The sequence below is a fragment of the Rhizobium tibeticum genome, from assembly GCF_900110205.1.
GTDB lineage: Bacteria > Pseudomonadota > Alphaproteobacteria > Rhizobiales > Rhizobiaceae > Rhizobium > Rhizobium tibeticum.
The window spans coordinates 17,851-36,464 of sequence record NZ_FOCV01000043.1 but is presented as its reverse complement, the minus strand read 5'-3'; the positions used below and the strand labels follow the sequence as shown (position 1 = coordinate 36,464).

13 protein-coding genes and 2 pseudogenes are annotated in these 18,614 nt (G+C 60.0%); 5 read left to right on the top strand and 10 right to left on the bottom strand.

Going from position 1 to position 18,614, the window contains the following annotated elements:
* Positions 1–154 (top strand): annotated as a pseudogene (locus BSG20_RS39005) (IS1182 family transposase); the annotation flags it as partial.
* Positions 155–399: 245 nt separating this feature from the next.
* Here BSG20_RS39005 and BSG20_RS29990 read toward each other — a convergent pair.
* The gene (locus tag BSG20_RS29990; RefSeq protein WP_072381232.1) at positions 400–1,374 is read right to left on the bottom strand and encodes an alpha/beta fold hydrolase; all 975 of its coding nucleotides are present in this window, start codon (positions 1,372–1,374) and stop codon (positions 400–402) included.
* Between the two features lie 440 nt (positions 1,375–1,814).
* Here BSG20_RS29990 and BSG20_RS29985 point away from each other — a divergent pair, with 440 nt between their 5' ends.
* Together BSG20_RS29985 and BSG20_RS29980 are read left to right on the top strand one after the other, a co-directional pair.
* Positions 1,815–3,725: a PAS domain-containing sensor histidine kinase gene (locus BSG20_RS29985; RefSeq protein WP_072381234.1), complete on the top strand. Its 1,911-nt coding sequence runs from the start codon at positions 1,815–1,817 to the stop codon at positions 3,723–3,725.
* Complete coding sequence (locus BSG20_RS29980; protein WP_072381236.1) at positions 3,715–4,338, top strand: response regulator transcription factor; 624 nt, start codon at positions 3,715–3,717, stop codon at positions 4,336–4,338. Before BSG20_RS29985 ends, BSG20_RS29980 begins: the two co-directional genes overlap by 11 nt.
* Before the next feature lie 393 nt (positions 4,339–4,731).
* Here BSG20_RS29980 and BSG20_RS29975 read toward each other — a convergent pair.
* From BSG20_RS29975 to BSG20_RS29940, 8 genes and pseudogenes are all read right to left on the bottom strand, one after another.
* Positions 4,732–5,442 (bottom strand): annotated as a pseudogene (locus BSG20_RS29975) (IS110 family RNA-guided transposase); the annotation flags it as partial.
* A 202-nt stretch (positions 5,443–5,644) separates the two neighbouring features.
* Entirely contained in the window at positions 5,645–7,036 is a 1,392-nt protein-coding gene (locus tag BSG20_RS29970; RefSeq protein WP_072381240.1) for an LLM class flavin-dependent oxidoreductase, read from the bottom strand.
* A gap of 35 nt (positions 7,037–7,071) precedes the next feature.
* Entirely contained in the window at positions 7,072–8,049 is a 978-nt protein-coding gene (locus tag BSG20_RS29965; protein ID WP_072381242.1) for an ABC transporter permease, read from the bottom strand.
* 2 nt (positions 8,050–8,051) lie between these two features.
* On the bottom strand, positions 8,052–9,071 hold the full coding sequence (locus BSG20_RS29960; RefSeq protein ID WP_072381244.1) for an ABC transporter permease: 1,020 nt from the start codon (positions 9,069–9,071) through the stop codon (positions 8,052–8,054).
* Positions 9,061–10,611 carry a sugar ABC transporter ATP-binding protein gene (locus BSG20_RS29955; protein WP_072381246.1) on the bottom strand — a complete coding sequence of 517 codons (1,551 nt, stop codon included), beginning with the start codon at positions 10,609–10,611 and terminating at the stop codon, positions 9,061–9,063. The genes BSG20_RS29960 and BSG20_RS29955 overlap by 11 nt, the downstream gene beginning before the upstream one ends.
* A gap of 62 nt (positions 10,612–10,673) precedes the next feature.
* The gene (locus tag BSG20_RS29950; protein ID WP_072381248.1) at positions 10,674–11,684 is read right to left on the bottom strand and encodes a substrate-binding domain-containing protein; all 1,011 of its coding nucleotides are present in this window, start codon (positions 11,682–11,684) and stop codon (positions 10,674–10,676) included.
* 118 nt (positions 11,685–11,802) lie between these two features.
* A complete protein-coding gene (locus BSG20_RS29945; protein WP_072381251.1) occupies positions 11,803–12,861 on the bottom strand; it encodes an ABC transporter permease in 1,059 nt (352 codons plus the stop codon).
* Positions 12,858–14,339, bottom strand: coding sequence for a sugar ABC transporter ATP-binding protein (locus tag BSG20_RS29940; RefSeq protein WP_072381253.1), 1,482 nt, complete (start codon positions 14,337–14,339; stop codon positions 12,858–12,860). Before BSG20_RS29940 ends, BSG20_RS29945 begins: the two co-directional genes overlap by 4 nt.
* A 235-nt stretch (positions 14,340–14,574) precedes the next feature.
* Here BSG20_RS29940 and BSG20_RS29935 point away from each other — a divergent pair, with 235 nt between their 5' ends.
* A complete protein-coding gene (locus BSG20_RS29935; RefSeq protein ID WP_072381255.1) occupies positions 14,575–15,618 on the top strand; it encodes a substrate-binding domain-containing protein in 1,044 nt (347 codons plus the stop codon).
* Positions 15,619–15,695: 77 nt separating this feature from the next.
* Positions 15,696–16,904 carry an acyl-CoA dehydrogenase family protein gene (locus BSG20_RS29930; protein ID WP_072381258.1) on the top strand — a complete coding sequence of 403 codons (1,209 nt, stop codon included), beginning with the start codon at positions 15,696–15,698 and terminating at the stop codon, positions 16,902–16,904.
* A 76-nt stretch (positions 16,905–16,980) separates the two neighbouring features.
* On the opposite strand, the gene BSG20_RS29925 is transcribed toward BSG20_RS29930, so the two are convergent.
* The gene (locus BSG20_RS29925) at positions 16,981–18,198 is read right to left on the bottom strand and encodes an SfnB family sulfur acquisition oxidoreductase (protein WP_072381260.1); all 1,218 of its coding nucleotides are present in this window, start codon (positions 18,196–18,198) and stop codon (positions 16,981–16,983) included.
* Between the last annotated feature and the right edge of the window lie 416 nt (positions 18,199–18,614).

Here is an 18,614-nt window from a genome sequence, read left to right as displayed (position 1 = left end):
CACGATCAAGCAATGGATGAACCAGGGCGCGTTCCTGATGCGGCGGCTGGAAAACGTCCGCGGGGAGTTCAGCCTGACGGCGCTCGCCTACAACATCAAGAGGGCCATCTCCATCATCGGTGTGCCGGGCCTGATCGCCGCGTTGCGGACATAAAACGCCCCATTTTGCGTTGTTCTCAACCCAAAATAAACGCCACTATGCCCATGAACGCCACCATCGCACCCGAAAACGGAAAAGCTGGAAATTGGACAAAACGCCGCCGTCCACGCCGAAAATCAACTACTTTCCATCATTCGAAGAGTTCTCGGACGGTCTGCTGGAATTTAGTAACCGCTGTTCAGCAGTGCGACCTCGGTTGGCGGAACCTTGGTCGCACCGCCCGTGAGCATGGCTGATGGTCACTTCTTTGCGACGTTGCGATCCAGGAAGTCGTTGATTAACGGAGCAGCGACGTCCAGCTTTTCTTCGAGCAGGAAGTGACCTGAGTTCAGGATATGAATTTCGGCATCCGGAAGATCCTTGAGATAAGGATGAGCGCCGGCCTCAGGAAAGATATAATCGTTCTTGCCCCAGACGATGAGCGTGGGCGGTTTGCGCTCACGAAAGAAACTTTGGAACGCAGGGTAAAGCGGCGCGTTGGTGCGATAATCGTACAACATATCGAGCTGGATATCCTTGTTGCCTGGTCGGTCCAGAAGAGCTTGGTCGTGAACCCAGTTGTCAGGGCTGATGCGCGACACGTCTTCCATGCCATCGGTATACTGGAACTTGGTCGTTTCGAGCGTGACGAGACCGGAGAGCGCCTCACGGCTCTTCTCTGACCCATCGGACCAATAGGTCTTGATGGGATCCCAAAATTCCTTCAGCCCTTCATCATAGGCGTTGCCGTTCTGGATGATCAGCGCACTGACCCGTTCCGGATGTTTCAGCGCCAGGCGGTATCCCACCGGTGCACCATAATCCATGACGTACATCGTGTAGCTTTTGACCGCCAAATGATCCAGCAACCGTTCTACGATATTGGCTACCCCGCCAAACGTATAGGCAAATTTGCTACGATCGGGAGATGCACTTTGGCCATAACCCGGATAGTCCGGCGCGATGACGTGGTATCGGTCTGCAAGGAGCGGGATCAGATTCCGGAACATGTGGGAGGACGTCGGAAAACCATGGAGCAGCAGCACGACTGGAGCGTCGGCCGGACCGGCTTCCCGGTAGAAGATATCGAGGCCCTCGATCTTCGCAGTTCGGTAGTGGATGGGAACCGGAGTTTCGCGAACGTCCGTCGCGGCGTGCGCAGGAAGCGCGCTTACCATTGTTGCCGCGGTCATGCTGGCGGTCGCCAACATCAGGCACATAATCAAACTACGCATGATAGTCTCCCCATAAGTCGAGATGAAACGAAAATTGGCTTTCGAATGAGGGCTGCTTTGGGCCGTTCAGGCCAAGCAAACGCCGTCGCGATCCAACGTCACCGGAGGCTGTTGCTCAGGTCAGGAAATGGCAGTGATGTAGAATTTCAATGCACGTTCGATGTGAAAGCGACGACGGACCTGCCGACGTCGCCATTCATCAAGGGCCTCTATGTGTAGGAGTAAGCGGGTTTCTGATCGCTCTCAATTGCGATCTAGGTCACGTGCAACTAGACGATGGCATTGCAACCATAGACCTTCGTATATCGATTTGTCCTTACGCAACGCGTGGAAATCCCGTAACTATTTCCGGCGGACGATCGGCCACCCTTCTCTATTTCCTGACATTGAGTCGGAACTTCTAGGCCCCGGAACGTCTCAAACTCTGAACGGAGAGTGCGGTGGAACGAGAGCCGGAAACCGATCCCATTATTGATCTGATCCCCGCCATGGTGTGGTCCGCAACGTCGGAAGGCATGCTCGATTTTGCCAACCAGCACTTTCTCGAGTTTATCGGGGCGCCGCTTGAGGAAATCTCCGGAGTGGGATTCTATAAGCTATTTCATCCTGACGACACGTCACATCTTGCTTCGGAATGGCATGACATCATGGCCTCGAAGCATGCCAGAGAGGTCGTGGGCAGGCTCAGGCGCGCCGACGGCCAATATCGTTGGTGCACGCTTCGGCAGAAGCCGCGGCTCGATGCCGAAGGAAATGTCTTGAGATGGTATGGTGTGGTCCTCGATATCGAAGACCGCAAACAGGCCGAAAACGCATTGAAGGAAACGAAGACTGCACTTGCGGCCAGCGAGCAGAACCTTAGCCTTATCATCAATTCGCTGCCTGTTCTCGTATGGTCAGCGCGACCGGATGGCAGCGCCGATTTTGTCAATAAAAGCTGGCTGGACTATGCAGGCCGTCCTGCTGACCAAATTCTCGACTGGGGCTTCCTGGAGCTTTATCACCCAGACGATATTCCCGGTATGGTGGACATCTGGAAGAGAGACCTTGAGCATTCCGACCACACTGTTTTGAAAGGACGCATTCGCGGAGCAGACGGCAAATACCGTTGGTTTTACTTCTCAGGGCGAAAGCTAGTCGATGCCAACGGCGTCGTTCGTTGGTTCGGTGTCAACATCGATATCGAAGACCTGCAACGTGCGGAGAATGCTCTTCGGGAAAGCGAAGCTGCGCTCAGGGAAAGTGAACACAAGCTCAGTCTTATCATCAACACGATACCCGCCATGGCTTGGTCCTGCACCTCGGATGGCCGGCTTGAATATTTTAATCGAAACTTGATCGATTATGTCGGTCTACCTTTTGAAGAGATCGTCGGCTTCGGTTTTTATCGCATGTTTCATCCTGATGATGTCGAGCTGATGCGTATGGCCTGGGACGATATCGTAGCCTCAAAAAAAAGCCGCCCGGTAGACGCCCGTATCAGACGCGCCGATGGCGAATATCGGTGGTTTAACCTTCGACAAAGCCCCCTTCTGGATTCAGATGGAAATGTTGTGAGATGGTACGGCGTCGTCGTGGATATCGAGGATCGTAAACGGGCGGAAGATTCCTTGCGGCAAAGCCAGAGTGACCTCGCGCATGTGACCCGGATGACGGCCACAGGTGAACTTGCCGTTTCGATTGCCCATGAAGTCAACCAGCCGCTGATGGCAATCGTCACGAATGCCGGCACATGTCTGCGCTGGCTGCAACCGGGACATACCGATATCGAACAGGCCCGGCTCGCGGCGGAGAGGATCGTCAACGATGGTCATCGCGCCGGCGACATCATCGCGAGTATCAGAGCACTGGCTCAGAAGTCACCAGCCCGGATGGAGCAAACTGACTTGAAGTGCGCCTTGCGTGATGTGCTGGATCTTTTGAGAGGGGAACTTCGTCACCGAGAGATCGAACTCGATCTCGATCTTCCGAAATGGTCTCTGGAGGTCATTGGAGATCGAACTCAGCTGCAACAGGTCGTTCTAAACTTGGTCATGAACAGCGCCGAAGCGATGGCCGCTGCTTCAAGCGAAAGACGTATCAGGATCAGATGCACCGAGGACGAGCAGCAATTCGTGAGAGTGAGTGTCTCGGACTCGGGGCGCGGTGTTCCTCCCGACGAGTTGGACCGAGTGTTCGAAGCATTTTACAGCACGAAGGCCGACGGTATCGGCATGGGACTTTCCATATGCCGCTCCATTATTGAAGCCCATGGCGGCCGGATTTGGGCTTCGGCGGCAGACAGTCGGGTCGGTACGGTGTTTACGTTTACATTGCCCATGGCGGAGGTCACAGCCGACTATGATCGATGATCGCAAAAGAGGCCCGCCGACCGTCATCATCATAGATGACGACGGAAGCGTCCGCGAAGCTTTGAGGGGATTGTTCGAATCCGTAGGGCTTGCCACTGAAACCCATGGCTCGGTGCCGGAGTTCCTTTCTGCGGATGATCCCGACCGGGCAGGTTGTATTGTTCTGGATATTCGTCTGCCAGGCCAGAGCGGTCTGGAGTTTCAAGAAGCTCTGGCGAAAAGCCGACGTCCGAGGTCGGTGGTGCTGATCAGCGCCCATGTCGATGTCGCGATGGCGGTCCGCGCAATGAAAGCCGGAGCTATTGATGTCCTGACAAAGCCCGTGCGCGAACAGGACTTACTGGAGGCGGTAAACCGCGCTTTGGCGGATGATGATGCTCGACGCAAAGAGGCAAACCAAACGGCTGGGTTGCGCTTGAGGTATTCCAAGCTTACCGAGCGTGAGCGGCAAATCATGGCATTGGTCGTCGCCGGGAAACTGAACAAGCAGATTGCGGCTGAGGTTCAGCTCGCCGAGGCCACCGTAAAGCTTCACCGCGGCCACATGATGCGGAAAATGCACGCATCGTCAGTTGCAGATTTGGTTAGGATCGCGGGCATTCTGGAGGACTGAAAGCAGCTATTTGGGGAAAACGGGGTTCTATCCCTTGCAAGAGCTGGGGTTCCTACATCGACAGATGGCGATTGAGCCGGTACCTTTGTGCCACAATCCGGACCTGAAAACTTCGCGCTTCGATTTGAACGTCTTCTACTGAGTGAACGACACCGGGAGCTAGCCAGTCCGCTACCGTGAAGAGTTTCGGGCGCCGGCAGGCGTACGAAAGTCCCCGAGGAAGGAACCCGCGGGCCACAGTTGAAGGCTATGGAGATTTCAATCTGCGGCTCATATCCGCGATCGCACGATGGCAGCCAGTGAGCGGGATTATGGACACTGACAGGCCGCTTCGTTGTACGTATGCGTGGTTCTTCTGGCGTGTCACTACTTTCGTCACGACCCTGTCGGCGGCTCAGGCGCATCAACGGCCGATACGAATGTCAGCGCCACCAGGACGCCAACGCCGGGCGTCGTCATCAGCCGTCGTGCGTTATTGTCCTGGCGGGCCATGGCACGCAGCGTTCGGTCAAACCCTGCAAATTCGTCCGCAAGTGCGTCGCGCACCTTCAACAGCGACGCGGCGATCGCCTCCAAGGTCGGATGACCTTCGGTCAGCTCGCGGATGCGTGCCACATAGGTGCGCCGCGTCGTCGGCCCTACCTTGAGGCCGAAGCCGCGCAGTATGCCCCGCATGCTCATCTCGATGTCGTGAAGCTTCCCCTGGATGAGCTTGCGGGCGGTCAGCAGGGCGCGTACCTCCTGGGCCGGAAGAGATTTGCAGTGAACCGGTCTGAACCAGCCAAGCCGCATCAACTGCGCGATACCCCGCGCATCCTTCTTGTCGGTCTTCACTGGCATCGTCTTGAAGGCCGCACGCACGTGCCGTGTCTCGATCAGTTCGACCGCCAGACCCGCCTTCGTCATCCCGGTATAGAGCCACTGCGACAAGGGGCCGGCCTCAAGACCAATTCGTTCCATGGCCACACCGTGCTCGCCAAACCAGGCGATCAGCGCATCGGGTTCACTGTGGACCTTTCCTTCACCCACGATGCGGCCATCCGCATCCAACACGCACACACTTGAGTATTCCAATGATACGTCGATGCCGGCATACTGTCTCATGGTCGTCTCTCCCTGATGCTATGGAGCAGGCCAAAACCTGACTCCGCGACACCATCATTGTGAGGGACGACCACCTCCAAACCTGGCTGGCTGGGTTCTGCCCGTTACACCATCTTGCTTGCAAAAACTCGTTCGGATGATGGGTGTCGGGACCGAAGATAATTACGTCAGAGCCTTTCCCGCACGGTATGGGACTCAACCTCTAAACCGCGAGCCGCGCCGGCTCAGATCCAAGATTGCGGTAGGCTGCGCCGGGATGCGGGACCGCGAGGCGCGGGCCTTTTCCACCAAGCTTTTCGCGCAGGGTGCCCTGGCGATATTCGGTTTTGTAGACACCGCGCCTCTGCAGTTCCGGCACGAGAAGGTCGACGGCGTCCTCAAAGCTTTCCGGCGTTATCGCATAGGCGAGATTGAAGCCGTCGACATCGGTATCGTCGACCCATTCCTGCATCAGATCGGCGACCGTAGAGGGCGAGCCGACAAAGACGGGGCCGAAGCCGCCCACGCCCACCCAGTCCGCCATCTCCCGAACCGTCCATTCCCTGCCGGGATCGATGGTCGTGAAGGTTTCGACGGCCGATTGCACGGCATTTGTATAGCGGTGGCGCAGCACCTCATCGGGGTCAAACTGGCCGAAGTCGATGCCCGTCCAGCCGGAGATCAGCGTCAACGCCCCCTCGAACGAAGCATATTTGCGGTATTCATTGAACTTGCGCTGTGCCTCGGCATCCGTTTCGCCGACCACGACGGTCTGCAGATTGAAGGCAAGGATCTCCCGGGGATTGCGGCCGACACGTTCGGCCGCTTGCCGCACATTGGCGACATAGCGTTTGAGTACGGCCTTGGACGGGGCTGCGACGAAAATGCATTCGGCATGGGCGCCGGCGAAATCCTTGCCGCGGCTGGAGGCGCCGGCCTGGTAGAGGACGGGCGTGCGCTGCGGCGACGGCTCGCTGAGGTGAATGCCGGGAACGGTGAAATGCTTGCCAGCGTGACGGATAGGGTGGACCTTCTCCGGGTGGGTGAAGACGCCCTTTTCCCGATCACGCACCACGGCACCGTCTTCCCAGCTCCCCTCCCACAGCTTGTAGCAGACCTCAAGGTATTCTTCGGCGAGCTCGTAGCGTTCGTCGTGGTTCGTCTGGGCGGGCTGGCCGACGTTGAGCGCACCGCTGTTGAGATAGGACGTGACGATGTTCCAGCCGACCCGGCCCTTGGTGAGATGGTCGAGTGTTGAGATGCGCCGGGCGAACGTATAGGGATGCTCGAAGGAGAGCGACGCCGTGAGGCCAAAGCCTAGATGTTCGGTCTCATAGGACATTGTCGGGATAAGCTGCAGCGGATCGTTGACCGGCACCTGGGCAGAATGGCGCAGTGCCGCATCGACATTGCCGTTCAGCACATCGTAGACCCCGAGCACATCGGCTATGAAGAGCCCGTCGAACTTGCCGCGCTCCAGCGTCTTTGCCAGATGCACCCAGTAATCGAGATCCTTGTAGGTCCATGACTTGTCGCGCGGATGGCGCCAGAGGCCCGGAGACTGGTGTCCGACGCAGTTCATGTCAAAGGCGTTCAGCCTGATTTCTCGGCTCATGTCATTGTTCCTGCATGGTTTCGATTGGGCCTCGCTCAGGCGTCGGCCGCTTTCCGGTTGATGAAGCTGAAGGCCAGCACCGCGAATATGAGCGTGCCGGTGCCGACCTGCTGCCAGTAGAAATTCAGACCGGACAAAAGCAGACCGTTGGCAACGATGCTGAGGAGCAGGACGCCGAGGACGGTGCCGCCGACATTCGGGCGCCCGAGCGGCGAGAATGTCGTGCCGATGAAGGTGGCGCCAATCGCATTCAGCAGAAAGGCATTGCCGGAAGAGGGGATATAGACCGTGACCGTTGCCGTCAGGATGATGCCCGCGACCGCCGCGATGATCCCGGCGAGGATGAAGGTCGCGGCAACATGAGGGCGAAGGCCGACCCCGGAATAGCGTACGACGCTTGGCTGAATGCCGATCGAAAGCACGACACGGCCAAACCGCGTCCGGGAAAGGAGCACCGAGATGCCGGCAATGATGAGAGCGGCGATCAAGAGTGGCACCGGTACGCCCGCGATAAATCCGTGCCCCAGAAAACGGAAAGCCTCCGGCACGCCCGCGGGCGGCAGGTAGACCGGATTGCCGCCGTTCGTCAGAAGCTGCTGGATGCTGCGCCCGATGAACAAGGTGCCGAGCGTTGCCAGAAACGGGGACACGCCGATCGCCGAGATCAAAATGGCGTTGAAGGCGCCGACGACGGCACCTGCCGTAAGACCGCCCAGAAGCGCAACGGTGATCGGCTCACCCGTAAGCACGAGGGAAACGAAGGCGAAGCTTGCGAAGTCCACCGCGGTGCCGACTGAAAGATCGATGCCGCCGGCCGATACCGCCAGGGTCATGGCGATCGAGACGATCGCGAGCAGGGTGAAATTGTTGACCAGAATGCTCTGCAGGTTGCCCAAAGTGAGGAAGGTCGGTGCGGCGGCTGAGAAGATCGAGAAGACGACGACGAGGGCCAGTATGAGGCCGTATCGAGCCAAGCCTGCGGCGTATTGCCCGGCAAATGTCGAAGCGGACATGGTCAGATCTCCCGTTTGCGCACCAGCGTCGTGGCCGAGACGACGATCAGGATCAGGAGACCCTGGACGCCGCTGACGAGCGTGCTCGGCAGGTTCAAAAGCTGGAAGCCGTTGATGAGGAAGCCGACGAAGAGTGCGGAAACCAGTGTTCCGGTGATCGTCGGCACGAGGCGGCGCGAAAAGACCGAGCCAAGCAGTGCAGTGACGACGACCGGCAGTAACATCTCGCCCGAACCGGTGGTGCTGCCACTGAGATAGGAGACGGAGATAATGCCTGCGAAGCCACCGCACAGACCGCTAGCGACGAAGGCTCCCGCAAGCAACCGCTTGAGCGGCAGGCCTGCTGCACGGGCTGCATCCGGGAACTCGCCGGCGGCATAAAGCCTCAGCCCCAGCGGGGTGTATTGGACAATCGCCGCTGCAAACGCGGTGAACCCGATCAGGACATAGGCAAGGATTGGAACGCCGAAGCCGTCGGACGCCGAGATCGCCGTCAGGAAATCAGTCGAGGCGGGGACGACGGTGTTCTGGGTAAGGACCAGCTCAAGGCCGGCGACAACGTTCATGACGGCAAGCGTTGCGAGGAGAGGCACGATGCCGGCAAAGACCACCGCTGCCGCATTGACTGCGCCAATTGAAAGTCCTGTGAGCAGCGCGCCGCCTGCTGCGGTAAGATCGCCGTATCCGAGCTGGATCAGCGTCGCATAAGTCGCAGCGCTCAACCCCATATTGGCGGCAAGCGACAGATCGATACCGCCCGTGACGACGTTCGATCCGCCGGCGATGAGCACGATCGTCAGGCCGATCGCCAGGACGCCTGCGATGGCCGACTGGCCAAGGACATTGCCGATATTGCCGATCGTCAGGAAATAGGGTGCGGTGAGCGAGAACACGACAAGGATCGACGCGAAGGCGAGCAGCGAACCGAAGCGGAGCGCCGAAGCTGCGACCCTGCCCTTCGCCCGCGGTAAATGCCCGGTCGAAGCAGCGGGGAGGGAGGCAAACTGGACGTCAGCCGACATGGCGCAATCCTTCCGAAGCGCCGGTCGAGGCCGCCAGCACTTCATCCGTTGTGGTCTTCGAGGAGACGAGCTCGCGGATCACGTGGCCGCGGAAAAACACAAGAATGCGGTCGGTAATGCCTACAAGCTCGGGCAGATCCGACGAGAGCACGATGACGCCGGCGCCACGAGCAGCCAGCTCGCCGATCAGAGAGTAGATCTCGACCTTGGAGCCGATGTCGACGCCAACGGTCGGCTCGTCGAGGAGGTAGATCTCCGATCGGCGGCTAAGCCACTTGGCTATCGCCACCTTCTGCTGGTTGCCGCCGGAGAGCGTGCGAACCAAGGCGTCGCGGCCGGCGGTCTTGATCTGCAGGCGCTTGATGAGGTCGTCGGTATCGGCGCGCTCACGTCTTCGTTTCAGGAATCCGAAGCGCGTATATCGGGCAAGGCTCGATAGCGTGATGTTTTCGCTAAGGCTGAGATCAAGGCCGACGCCATGGCCGCGACGGTCCTCAGGCACAAGCGCAAGCTGCCGATCGACGGCCTGTACCGGATTGCGCGGGTGCGCCGTCTTGCCCTCGATCTCGATCACACCGGATGCCGCCTGCTCAAGTCCGAAGAGCGTGCGCACAAGCTCCTTGGCCCCGGAACCCAGCAGTCCGGTAATGCCGAGGACCTCTCCACGGCGCAGCGAAAAGCTGATGTCGTCAAAGCGGTTCGGCGCCGACAGGGCCTGGACTTTAAGAACGTCCTCGCCGAGCTCTACCTGGCGTTTCGGGAACATCTCGGTGATGTCGCGCTCGATCATCAGGCTGGCGATCGCCTTTGCAGACGTCTCGCTGATCGGCAGCGAGGCGACGTCGATGCCGTTGCGCAACACCGTCACGTGGTCGCAGAGTTCCTCGATCTCGTTCAGATAATGAGAGATGTAGATGATGGTCACGCCCTCGCTGCGAAGGCGGCGGATCAGGCGGAAGAGAATTTCGGCCTCGCGACGGACAAGTGCCGCAGTCGGTTCATCGAAGACCAGTATTTTGGGCTGGTGAAGAAGCGCGCGGGTGATCTGGACGATCTGGCGCTCGGCGGTGGAAAGCTCGCCGATCAAGGCATCCTTCGGCAGCTCCACGCTGAAATAATTGGCGAGAATTTTTTCCGCGCGCCGTTGCATGGCGCGGCGATTGAGAAACGGCGTGCCTGCAAAGCGGGCCTCCCGCCCGAGAAACAGGGCTTCTCCGACCGTGAAGGTGGGTACTAGCAGCCGATCCTGATGGATGAAATGAATGCCGAGATCCTCGCACAGATGCGGCGTCAGCCGGTCGTACGGCTTGCTTTCGATCTCGATGCGTCCCTCGTCCGGCGCGTGCAGGCCGGCAAGAATCTTGATGAGCGTTGACTTTCCGGCCCCGTTCTGTCCGACAAGCCCGTGCACGGTGCCGCGGCGCACGGCAAGCGCGGCGCCGGTAAGCGCCTGCGCGCCGCCGAAATGCTTCACGACATGGTCGAAGCGAATGATGTACTCGTCATTCTCGGTTGTTTGCGCGAAGGCGGATGCGGTCATGTTGCAGGCTCACAAGAGAAATGGGAGCGATGCGGCCGCTGCCGCATCGCCAGGAGCCGGTATCAGCCGATACCGAGCTTCTTGATGATCTCGCCAACATTGTCCTTGTTTGCGAGCAGTGCCGGTACATAAGTTTCGCGCGGCAGGCTCTGGCCGGCGAGAAGCCTGGCGACGCGGCGAACCGCAACACGGCCGATCTCGGCCGGCTGCTGGGCGGCATCTGCACCCGCAGGCGAGTTCGGATCGGCAACGAGCTGGAGAACTTCCGGGCTGCCATCGACGCCATAGGTGCGGATCTCGTTGCGGCCGGCTGCGGCGATCGCCTGGGTGGCGCCGAGCTGCGGGATATCCCAGGCCGACCAGACGGCCTTGATCGAGCCCTTGTCCGGATACTTGTTGAGGATCGCGGTGATCTGCGTGAAGGCGTCCTGGACCGTGTTGGGGATGACGTCGCGCAGCTCCGGCTGAAGGATTTTCACCTTCGGGAAATACTTGATGACATTGACGAGCTGGTCGTAGCGGATCGCGCAGGGCGTCACGCCATAAAAGCCGTTAAAGACGACGATATTGCCTTCGCCTCCGATGTCGGCGACGAGCTGCAGGGCGAGGTCCTTGCCGATGCCCCAGTTGTCGGACGTCGTATTGTTGATAGAGTTGGTCGAGCCGACATCGACGGTCAGGACGGGAATGCCTGCGTCGCGCGCCTTCTTCAGCCAGGGATCGATGACGCTGAGCGTGCCGAGGATCTGTACGAGGGCGTCCGGCTTCTGCGCGACAAGCGTCTGAAGCTGGGCGATCAGCTTGCCGTCATTGCGGCCGGCATCGACCGCGATCGGCTCGCCGCCCAGCCGCTTCACTTCTTCGATCTGGGCGTTATAGACCTGTAGGTCGAAATAGTGGTCGGTGCCCGTGGCGCTGATCGCGACGCGCTTGCCCTTCAGCGAAAGACCGTCGCCTGCGGCACTTGCCTGTCCGGCGGCGAAGATGCCTGTTCCGGCAAATGTCGCCCCGGCGACCGCCGCGAGCTTCAAGATCTCCCGGCGCCCGAAGCCCGGTTCACGTCCCTCACTCATGAAATAACCTCTCTCGTTTCGTGTAGTCCACAAATTATATAGATTTATATCTCAAAGGAGGAACGTTATTCCAAAAGCGGCGCCTCCCAGGAAAATTTCGAAAGCCTGGTGTCGAGTGTCAGCGATCGACGTTGCGGCCAAGACCGTAGGTGAGGGCGAGCGCCCCGACTAAAACGGCACCCTTTACGAAGTCCTGCGTGTAGTAGGGGGCATTCAGCATGGTGAGACCGTTGAGGAGTACGCCGACGAAGACGGCGCCGACGACGGTGCCGAGCACGTTCGGGCGGCGGAGATTGAGGACGGCAAATCCGATCAGCGCGGCCGCAACCGAATCCATAAGCAAGGAGCCGCCCGACGAGACGTCGCCACGGCCAACCCGGGCTGCAATCACGATGCCACCGAGGGAGGCAAGCGCTCCGGATATGACGTAGGCAAGGGTCTTCAAGCGCGTCGTGGATGCTCCGGCAAGCCGCGTGGCGACCTCGTTGCCACCCGTTGCAAACAGCAGCCGACCGATACGCGTGCGCTCGGTCAGGACGAAAAGGACGATGGCAACGACGACCATCAGCAAGACGGAGACCGGGAGCGTGCCGAGGAGGCTATAGCGACCGATCAGGAGGAAGGCTGGATCATATGCGCCCGTCGCCTTGGAGCCGTCCGGCAGGACGAAGCCCGCGGAAATAGAACGCCCAGCCGTTGGAATGAGCTGGAGGCCCGAAAGCAGGAACATAACGGCGAGCGTCGCCAGCAGATCAGGCACGCGCAGACGTACGATCAGGACAGCATTGATGAGCCCGATCGCGGCGCCGAGGGCCAGAACCAGCGGCACTGTCGCAAAGGCATCAAGATGCCAGACGATCATCGCATAGCTTGCGGCCATGACGCTGGAGGCGGCGACGGCGCCAATCGACAGATCGAAACCGCCGACGGCGAGTGTCACCGTAACGCCCGCACCAAGAATGGCGACGACGGACACGGCCTGCAGGATGCTCATCAGATTGCTAAGAGTGATGAAGGCCGGCTCGGCAATAGCAAAGCCAACGAGCATCAGCCCGAGCAGGATGAAGACGGCCCCGGAACGGAGGATAGCACTCGCGGTTCCTTTCTGGCGGCCGTTGCTCGCGGTCTCCTGCGTTGCAGGCTGTTGCGCGAGAGCCCCGTCGTCGATCGTGGTCATGCATATGTTCCCTGAATGGCTGAAGAGACCGCATCGGCCGCAACTGGTAGCAGCGTGTGGCGATCGATCGTGAGGATACGGTCGGCGACCTCATGGGCCTCCTCCGGATCGGACGTGGCGATCAATGTGGCGCGGTCGGTGCGGGCGCGGATCGCCTCGATGATATCGCGGCGTGCACCGACATCGACGCCCTGGAACGGTTCGTCGAGGAGGAGCAGCCTGCTCGGTTCCGCTTCCCACCGTGCAATCACCGCTTTCTGCTGATTGCCGCCCGAGAGCGTCCAGATGGAGGCAAGAGGCCCCGCGGTCTTGATCCCGAGGCGGGCGATCGCGTCGGTCGCCTCACGCCTTTCGCGGCCACCGAAAAGGAACCCGTTGCGATACCATTTCGCAAGATGCGGCAGGCTTATGGTCGCGGCCAGCGAATTGCCCGGCCAGGCGGGCGGCATCAGTGAGGAGCGATGGCGATCCTCCGCAGCCATGGCGACACCGGCGGCAATCGCGTCGGCAGGAGATTTCGGTCTGTGAGGTCGGCCGCCGAGCAACATGTCGCCGCCGGCGAGGCGCGCGACGCCGAAGATAGCGGAAAGCAGCCGGCTCTTTCCTGCGCCGAGCACTCCGGTCACGGCGACGACTTCGCCTTCACGCAGTACCAGATCGAAAGGGTCACTCGCGGGCACCAGTTGTGCGTTTCGCATCTCGAAGACTGCCGGTCCCGTCGCCAGTCGTGGATCCGGTCGTGCTGCATCCAGCCTGCGGCCGATCATCGTTTCGATGGCGCTCGGGAAATCGATTGGCCGTTTGAAGCTGCCGACGACGCGCCCCCCACGCATGACGACGGCTCGATCGGCGATCGCCTCAAGGTCCGCCGTCCGGTGCGATATGTAAAGGATAGCAAGCCCCTCGGCGCGCAGGCGCAGCAAAATATTAAAGAGCCGACGGCTTTCGTCGCCTGAAAGGCTCGCCGTCGGCTCGTCGAGGATGAGGAGATCAGCTCTGTTCGCCAGCGCGCGGGCGATCGCGACCAGCTGGCGGTCGGCGGCGGATAGATCGCCGAAATCCCGATCGAGCGAGAGCGAAAAACCAATGGCGTCGAGCATGGCCTTCGCCTCGCGACGGACGCTCCTGCGCGAGACGAAGAAAGGCGTGTTGCGCTCGGCAAAGCGATGGAGGAGCAGGGCGTCGGCCACCGTCAGGCCGGCCGCACCGACGATATCGGTCGATTGATGCACTGTCGCGATGCCGGCCTTTGCCGCTTCGGAGGGTGTTCTTGGGGCGAAGGGGCGATCATCCAGGCTTATTGTGCCGCCATCGGCCGCAAGCACGCCCGAAAGAATCTTTACCAGCGTCGATTTTCCGGCACCGTTTGCGCCCATCAGGGCAACGATTTCTCCGCGTTTAATCGACAGATGTGCGTCGGCAAGAGCGCGGGTCGAGCCGAAGCTGCGGATGAGATTTTCAACGTGAAGAAGCGGCATCTGGCGGCGTTCCGGGGTCTGCTTTCAGGACGACATATTGGCTTGCATGGCTGCTCAACTTCCAGGCAAGCCATTGCCGCCGAGACCTTTCAAACGGAACAAAGAATCTCTCAAGGGCCGCAAAATCGGATCATTTAATCTACTAAAATTATAGAGTTTATATCTAATGATTTCATGCGTCGCGGGGATTTTTCGTCCGTCAGACGACGCTTACTATGACCAGAGGAACGCGACGATGAAATCTCTTGCACGGCTTGCTTTGAGCGCCGCCATCCCATTGCTTTTTGCCCAGGCCTCCCTCGCCGAGGGACTTGCCGGCGCGCCCGCTCCCTTCGACAAGGGTGGCGTCAAGATAGCGCTGATCAGCTATATCTCCGCCGGCGACTTTTTCCAGGCCTACCAGGCCGGCGCCGAAGCGCAGGCCAAAGCGCTCGACATCGACCTGCGGGTCTTCCCCGGCCGTCAGGATGCGGCCGAGCAGCGCGAGCAGGTGCTGCAGGCGATCAATCTTGGCGTCTCCGCCCTCGTGATCGATCACGGCCTGCCGGAATCGCTCGCCGATGTGGCGCAGCAGGCGCTGGACACGGGCATCAAGGTTGTTGCGTTCGACGTGAACCTCAACAATCCAAAGATCCCCCAGGTGGAACAGAGCGACCACGAGCTCGCCCAGCTTGCGCTCGATCAGGCGGTGAAGGATAACGGCGCGAGCTTCAATGCCGCCTATGTCTATGTTGCAGGCTTTGCGCCTCTCGATCGGCGCAACGAGGTCTGGGACAAGTTCAAATCACAGAACTCGGGCGTCGTGGAGAAGACGCGCTTCGGCGTCGTCAACGACACGACGGCAACCTCGACAGCCGACCAGGCGAAGGCGGCCCTGAACGCCAATCCGGACGCCACCGTCGTCTTTGCGCCCTATGACGAGTTCGCCCGCGGCGTGAAGCTTGCCGCAAACGATCTCGGCATCGCCGGGAAGCTGAAGATCTATTCGGCCGACGTTTCGACCGCCGACATTCAGGAAATCACCGAGGAAGGCAGCCCGTGGGTGGCGACGGTTGCAACGAACCCCGCCGTTGTCGGCGCAGTGTCCGTGCGTGCGGCCGCGCTCCAGGTGGCCGGTCAGGTCGTCCCCCCACAGATCGTCGTCAAGCCAACGCTCCTCACCCAGGAAAGCCTGCGGGCGGCAGGCGTGAAGACGATCGAGGAACTGGCGCAGAAGATCCCGGCCTTCAGCACGAGCGACGCGGCGACCGCAAGCTGGATCCCGGACAAGCTTTTCTGATCCGCCTGCCTCGATCCTTCGGCGGGGGCCTTGCGGCCTCCGCCGATCCCATTTCAATGAATCGGAGTTCCCGAACCATGAGCCAATACAACGTCGTCTTCGCAACCAACCGCAATACAACCCGAGAGGACCTCTTTGCCCGCGCGGTGGAAATCTCGGCGGGGCTTTCCGGACGCGCCGCAGACCTTGACCGCGAAGGTCGTCCGCCGCTTGGCGAGATCGTCAAGCTGAAAAATGCCGGTCTGCTGAATGCATTGCACCCGCCTGAGATCGGCGGCGGTGGCCTTGACTGGGTCGATGGCCTGAGGCTCGTGCGCATTCTCGCCCGGGGCGAGAGCTCCATAGGCCAGCTCCTCGGTTATCACTACGTCAACAGCCAGTATATCTACTGGACGCTGGAGGAAGCGCGCGCCCGAGCTCTCGGGAACGAAACAGTTGCAAAGAACCTCTACTGGGGCGCTGCGGTCAATCCGCGTGATCCCGGCCTCGTGCTGACACGGCGAGGCAACGGCTATGTACTCAACGGGCGCAAGTCGTTTTCGACCGCCGCGCATGTCTCCGACTACATCAATGCCAATGCGAGCCTTGACGACAAGGTCGTCGGCTTTGCCGTTCCGACGAACCGTCCGGGCTATTTCGCGAATGACGACTGGGACAATTTCGGCCAGCGGCTATCGGACAGCGGCAGCGTCGAATTCCGCGACTTCGCGGTCTACGAAGAAGACTTTGTTGGTGCGCCTGCTGCGCCGGACGCCGCACCGCCGGTACTTTCGACCTTTAATACGCCGCTTATCCAGCTGGTTTTCGTGAATTTTTACCTCGGCACGGCTGAGGGTGCGCTTGCGGCCGCAGTCGACTACGTCCGCACGACAACGCGGCCGTGGGTAACATCGGGCGTCCAGCGCGCATCCGAGGATCCATATATCCTCGAGCGCGTCGGCGAGTTCACGGCCTCGTTGAAGGCATCCGCAGCCCTTGCCGACAGTGCCGCCGCAGCCGTTCAAGCTGGTCTCGCCAAGGGCCATCACGTGACGGCTCGCGAACGCGGCGAAGCAGCGGCGGAGGCCTATGCGGCCAAGGTAAACGCCACGAATGTCTCGCTGGACATCACGTCGCGGATCTTCGAACTGACCGGTGCGCGCTCTACGGCCGAGAGGTACCGCTTTGATCGCTTCTGGCGAAACGTTCGCACCCATACGCTCCACGATCCCGTCTTCTACAAGGCCAAGGAGGTCGGCGAGTTCGTGCTGAACGACAAGATACCAGAGGTCAGCCTCTACAGCTGAAATCCGATCGATCTGAATGAGGAAGAACCCCATTCCCGAAATCGGAAATGGGGTTCGTCATCTTGGGAGGACGTGATCAGAGCGCGCCATTCTTCGGTGGAATGACGCCGTTCAGATGATAGTTGCCGACGACATGGTATTTCCAGCGCACCGGGTCGTGCAGCGTGTGGGTTCGGGCATTGCGCCAATGGCGATCGAGGTTCAAGCCGAGCTTTACCGAGGAGGTGCCGGCCAGCTCGAAGAGCGTATCGGTAGCCTCGATCGCAATCTCGGTCGTGAGCACTTTTGCGGCAGCAACGGCAAGCGTCGCCTCCACCGCCTCCCCCTCAGTCGTTGCGATTTGCGCTCGGTCAACCTTTCGGCCGGCATGTTTGACGGTCGCACTGGCTGCTTCCAGCCGGATGGCAATCTGGCCAATCCTCGCAATCGTTAGCGGATCGTCGGATGCGCGCTCCACGCCACTATCCATCCAGGGGCGCGACTTCGTGCGCACGAATTCCAGCGTCTCGGCAAACGCCGCGCGGGCAATGCCGAGATCGATGCCGGCGTGGATGATCTGGCCAACCGAACCGATCGTCGAAGGACGCTCAAAACCTTTGTGATGGGATACAACAGAATCCGCACGCACGTAGACATTGTTCAAAATCGTTGTGCCGCTGCCGGTCGTGCGCTGCCCGAACCCGTCCCAATCGTCGATGACCTCCACGCCTTCCGTTTCCTTTGGAACGATGGCCATGACCAGTTGGTCGGCTTCGTTCAGCGCAAAGATCGCAATCCAATCGGCAAACAGCACCCCTGTCGAATAGTATTTTCTGCCATCGATGCGGTAGCCGAGGCCGTCGGGGGTGATGCGCGTTTCGTAGTCGCCGACGGTTTTCGTGCCTCGCTCGGAAAGTGCGTTGCCGAACCGGTCGCCTGCAAGCGCACGGGCGAAGAAATGGCGCTTCTGTTCCTCCGTCCCGTCGGTGCGAAGCGCTTCGAGAATATAGAAGTGGTTCTGCGGGATTTGGCCGATCGAGCCGTCGGCCTCGGAGAGAATAGCGATAATCTCCGCAAGAACCGCGTTCGACACATCCAGGCCACCGTATTCTTCCGGCACCGTGATGGCGAGCAGTCCCGATTGCGACAGCGCGTCGAGCTCCGCGAAGGGCAGCAGCCTCTCGTGATCTCGCCTTGACGCAGATGCACCGAATCGTTCGGCAAGCTCGCGCGCGACAGCGATGGCTTGCTGCTCATTTTCGAGCCGCGTCGCGGCGGGACGATCCAAGGTGAGATGGTGTAATTGCGCGTTCATACGCTGCCTCCGATTTATTCGGGGCCACGATGCAGCATTCACTGGTGTGCTTCGAGGAAAGACTTTTCCTTTTTGGCAGACGCTTCAGGCCGACGTTTCTTTGTCCATAGAATTGATAGATCATTACTGCGATGGAATTGATCTTCCGCGTAAGTGTTCGAGAGAGGGTCCGGAGTCGGATCTCCTGTTCTTCCTCATCGAGCCGCATTGAAGGAAGCCAAAGGACGAGGCGCTGCGTCGCGGGTCGGTCTTCGATGTCGAGCGGGAAAACGATCTTCACTGGCCGGAACGAATGAAATCGCCGTCCCGGGGTGATTGAAAGGGAAGCCTCGGCAGGGTCTACTGCAACATGGGCGTCGCATGGGGCGAGAGCTTCCCTTCTTGTCCTGCTCCCCAGAGGTCAGAACAAGCACAGA

Bases quoted from the DNA above. Each gene is read 5' to 3' on its own strand.
- BSG20_RS29990 (WP_072381232.1), bottom strand. From the start codon at position 1,374: ATGCGTAGTTTGATTATGTGCCTGATGTTGGCGACCGCCAGCATGACC.
- BSG20_RS29980 (WP_072381236.1), top strand. From the start codon at position 3,715: ATGATCGATGATCGCAAAAGAGGCCCGCCGACCGTCATCATCATAGAT.
- BSG20_RS29970 (WP_072381240.1), bottom strand. From the start codon at position 7,036: ATGAGCCGAGAAATCAGGCTGAACGCCTTTGACATGAACTGCGTCGGA.
- BSG20_RS29965 (WP_072381242.1), bottom strand. From the start codon at position 8,049: ATGTCCGCTTCGACATTTGCCGGGCAATACGCCGCAGGCTTGGCTCGA.
- BSG20_RS29960 (WP_072381244.1), bottom strand. From the start codon at position 9,071: ATGTCGGCTGACGTCCAGTTTGCCTCCCTCCCCGCTGCTTCGACCGGG.
- BSG20_RS29955 (WP_072381246.1), bottom strand. From the start codon at position 10,611: ATGACCGCATCCGCCTTCGCGCAAACAACCGAGAATGACGAGTACATC.
- BSG20_RS29950 (WP_072381248.1), bottom strand. From the start codon at position 11,684: ATGAGTGAGGGACGTGAACCGGGCTTCGGGCGCCGGGAGATCTTGAAG.
- BSG20_RS29945 (WP_072381251.1), bottom strand. From the start codon at position 12,861: ATGACCACGATCGACGACGGGGCTCTCGCGCAACAGCCTGCAACGCAG.
- BSG20_RS29940 (WP_072381253.1), bottom strand. From the start codon at position 14,339: ATGCCGCTTCTTCACGTTGAAAATCTCATCCGCAGCTTCGGCTCGACC.
- BSG20_RS29935 (WP_072381255.1), top strand. From the start codon at position 14,575: ATGAAATCTCTTGCACGGCTTGCTTTGAGCGCCGCCATCCCATTGCTT.
- BSG20_RS29930 (WP_072381258.1), top strand. From the start codon at position 15,696: ATGAGCCAATACAACGTCGTCTTCGCAACCAACCGCAATACAACCCGA.
- BSG20_RS29925 (WP_072381260.1), bottom strand. From the start codon at position 18,198: ATGAACGCGCAATTACACCATCTCACCTTGGATCGTCCCGCCGCGACG.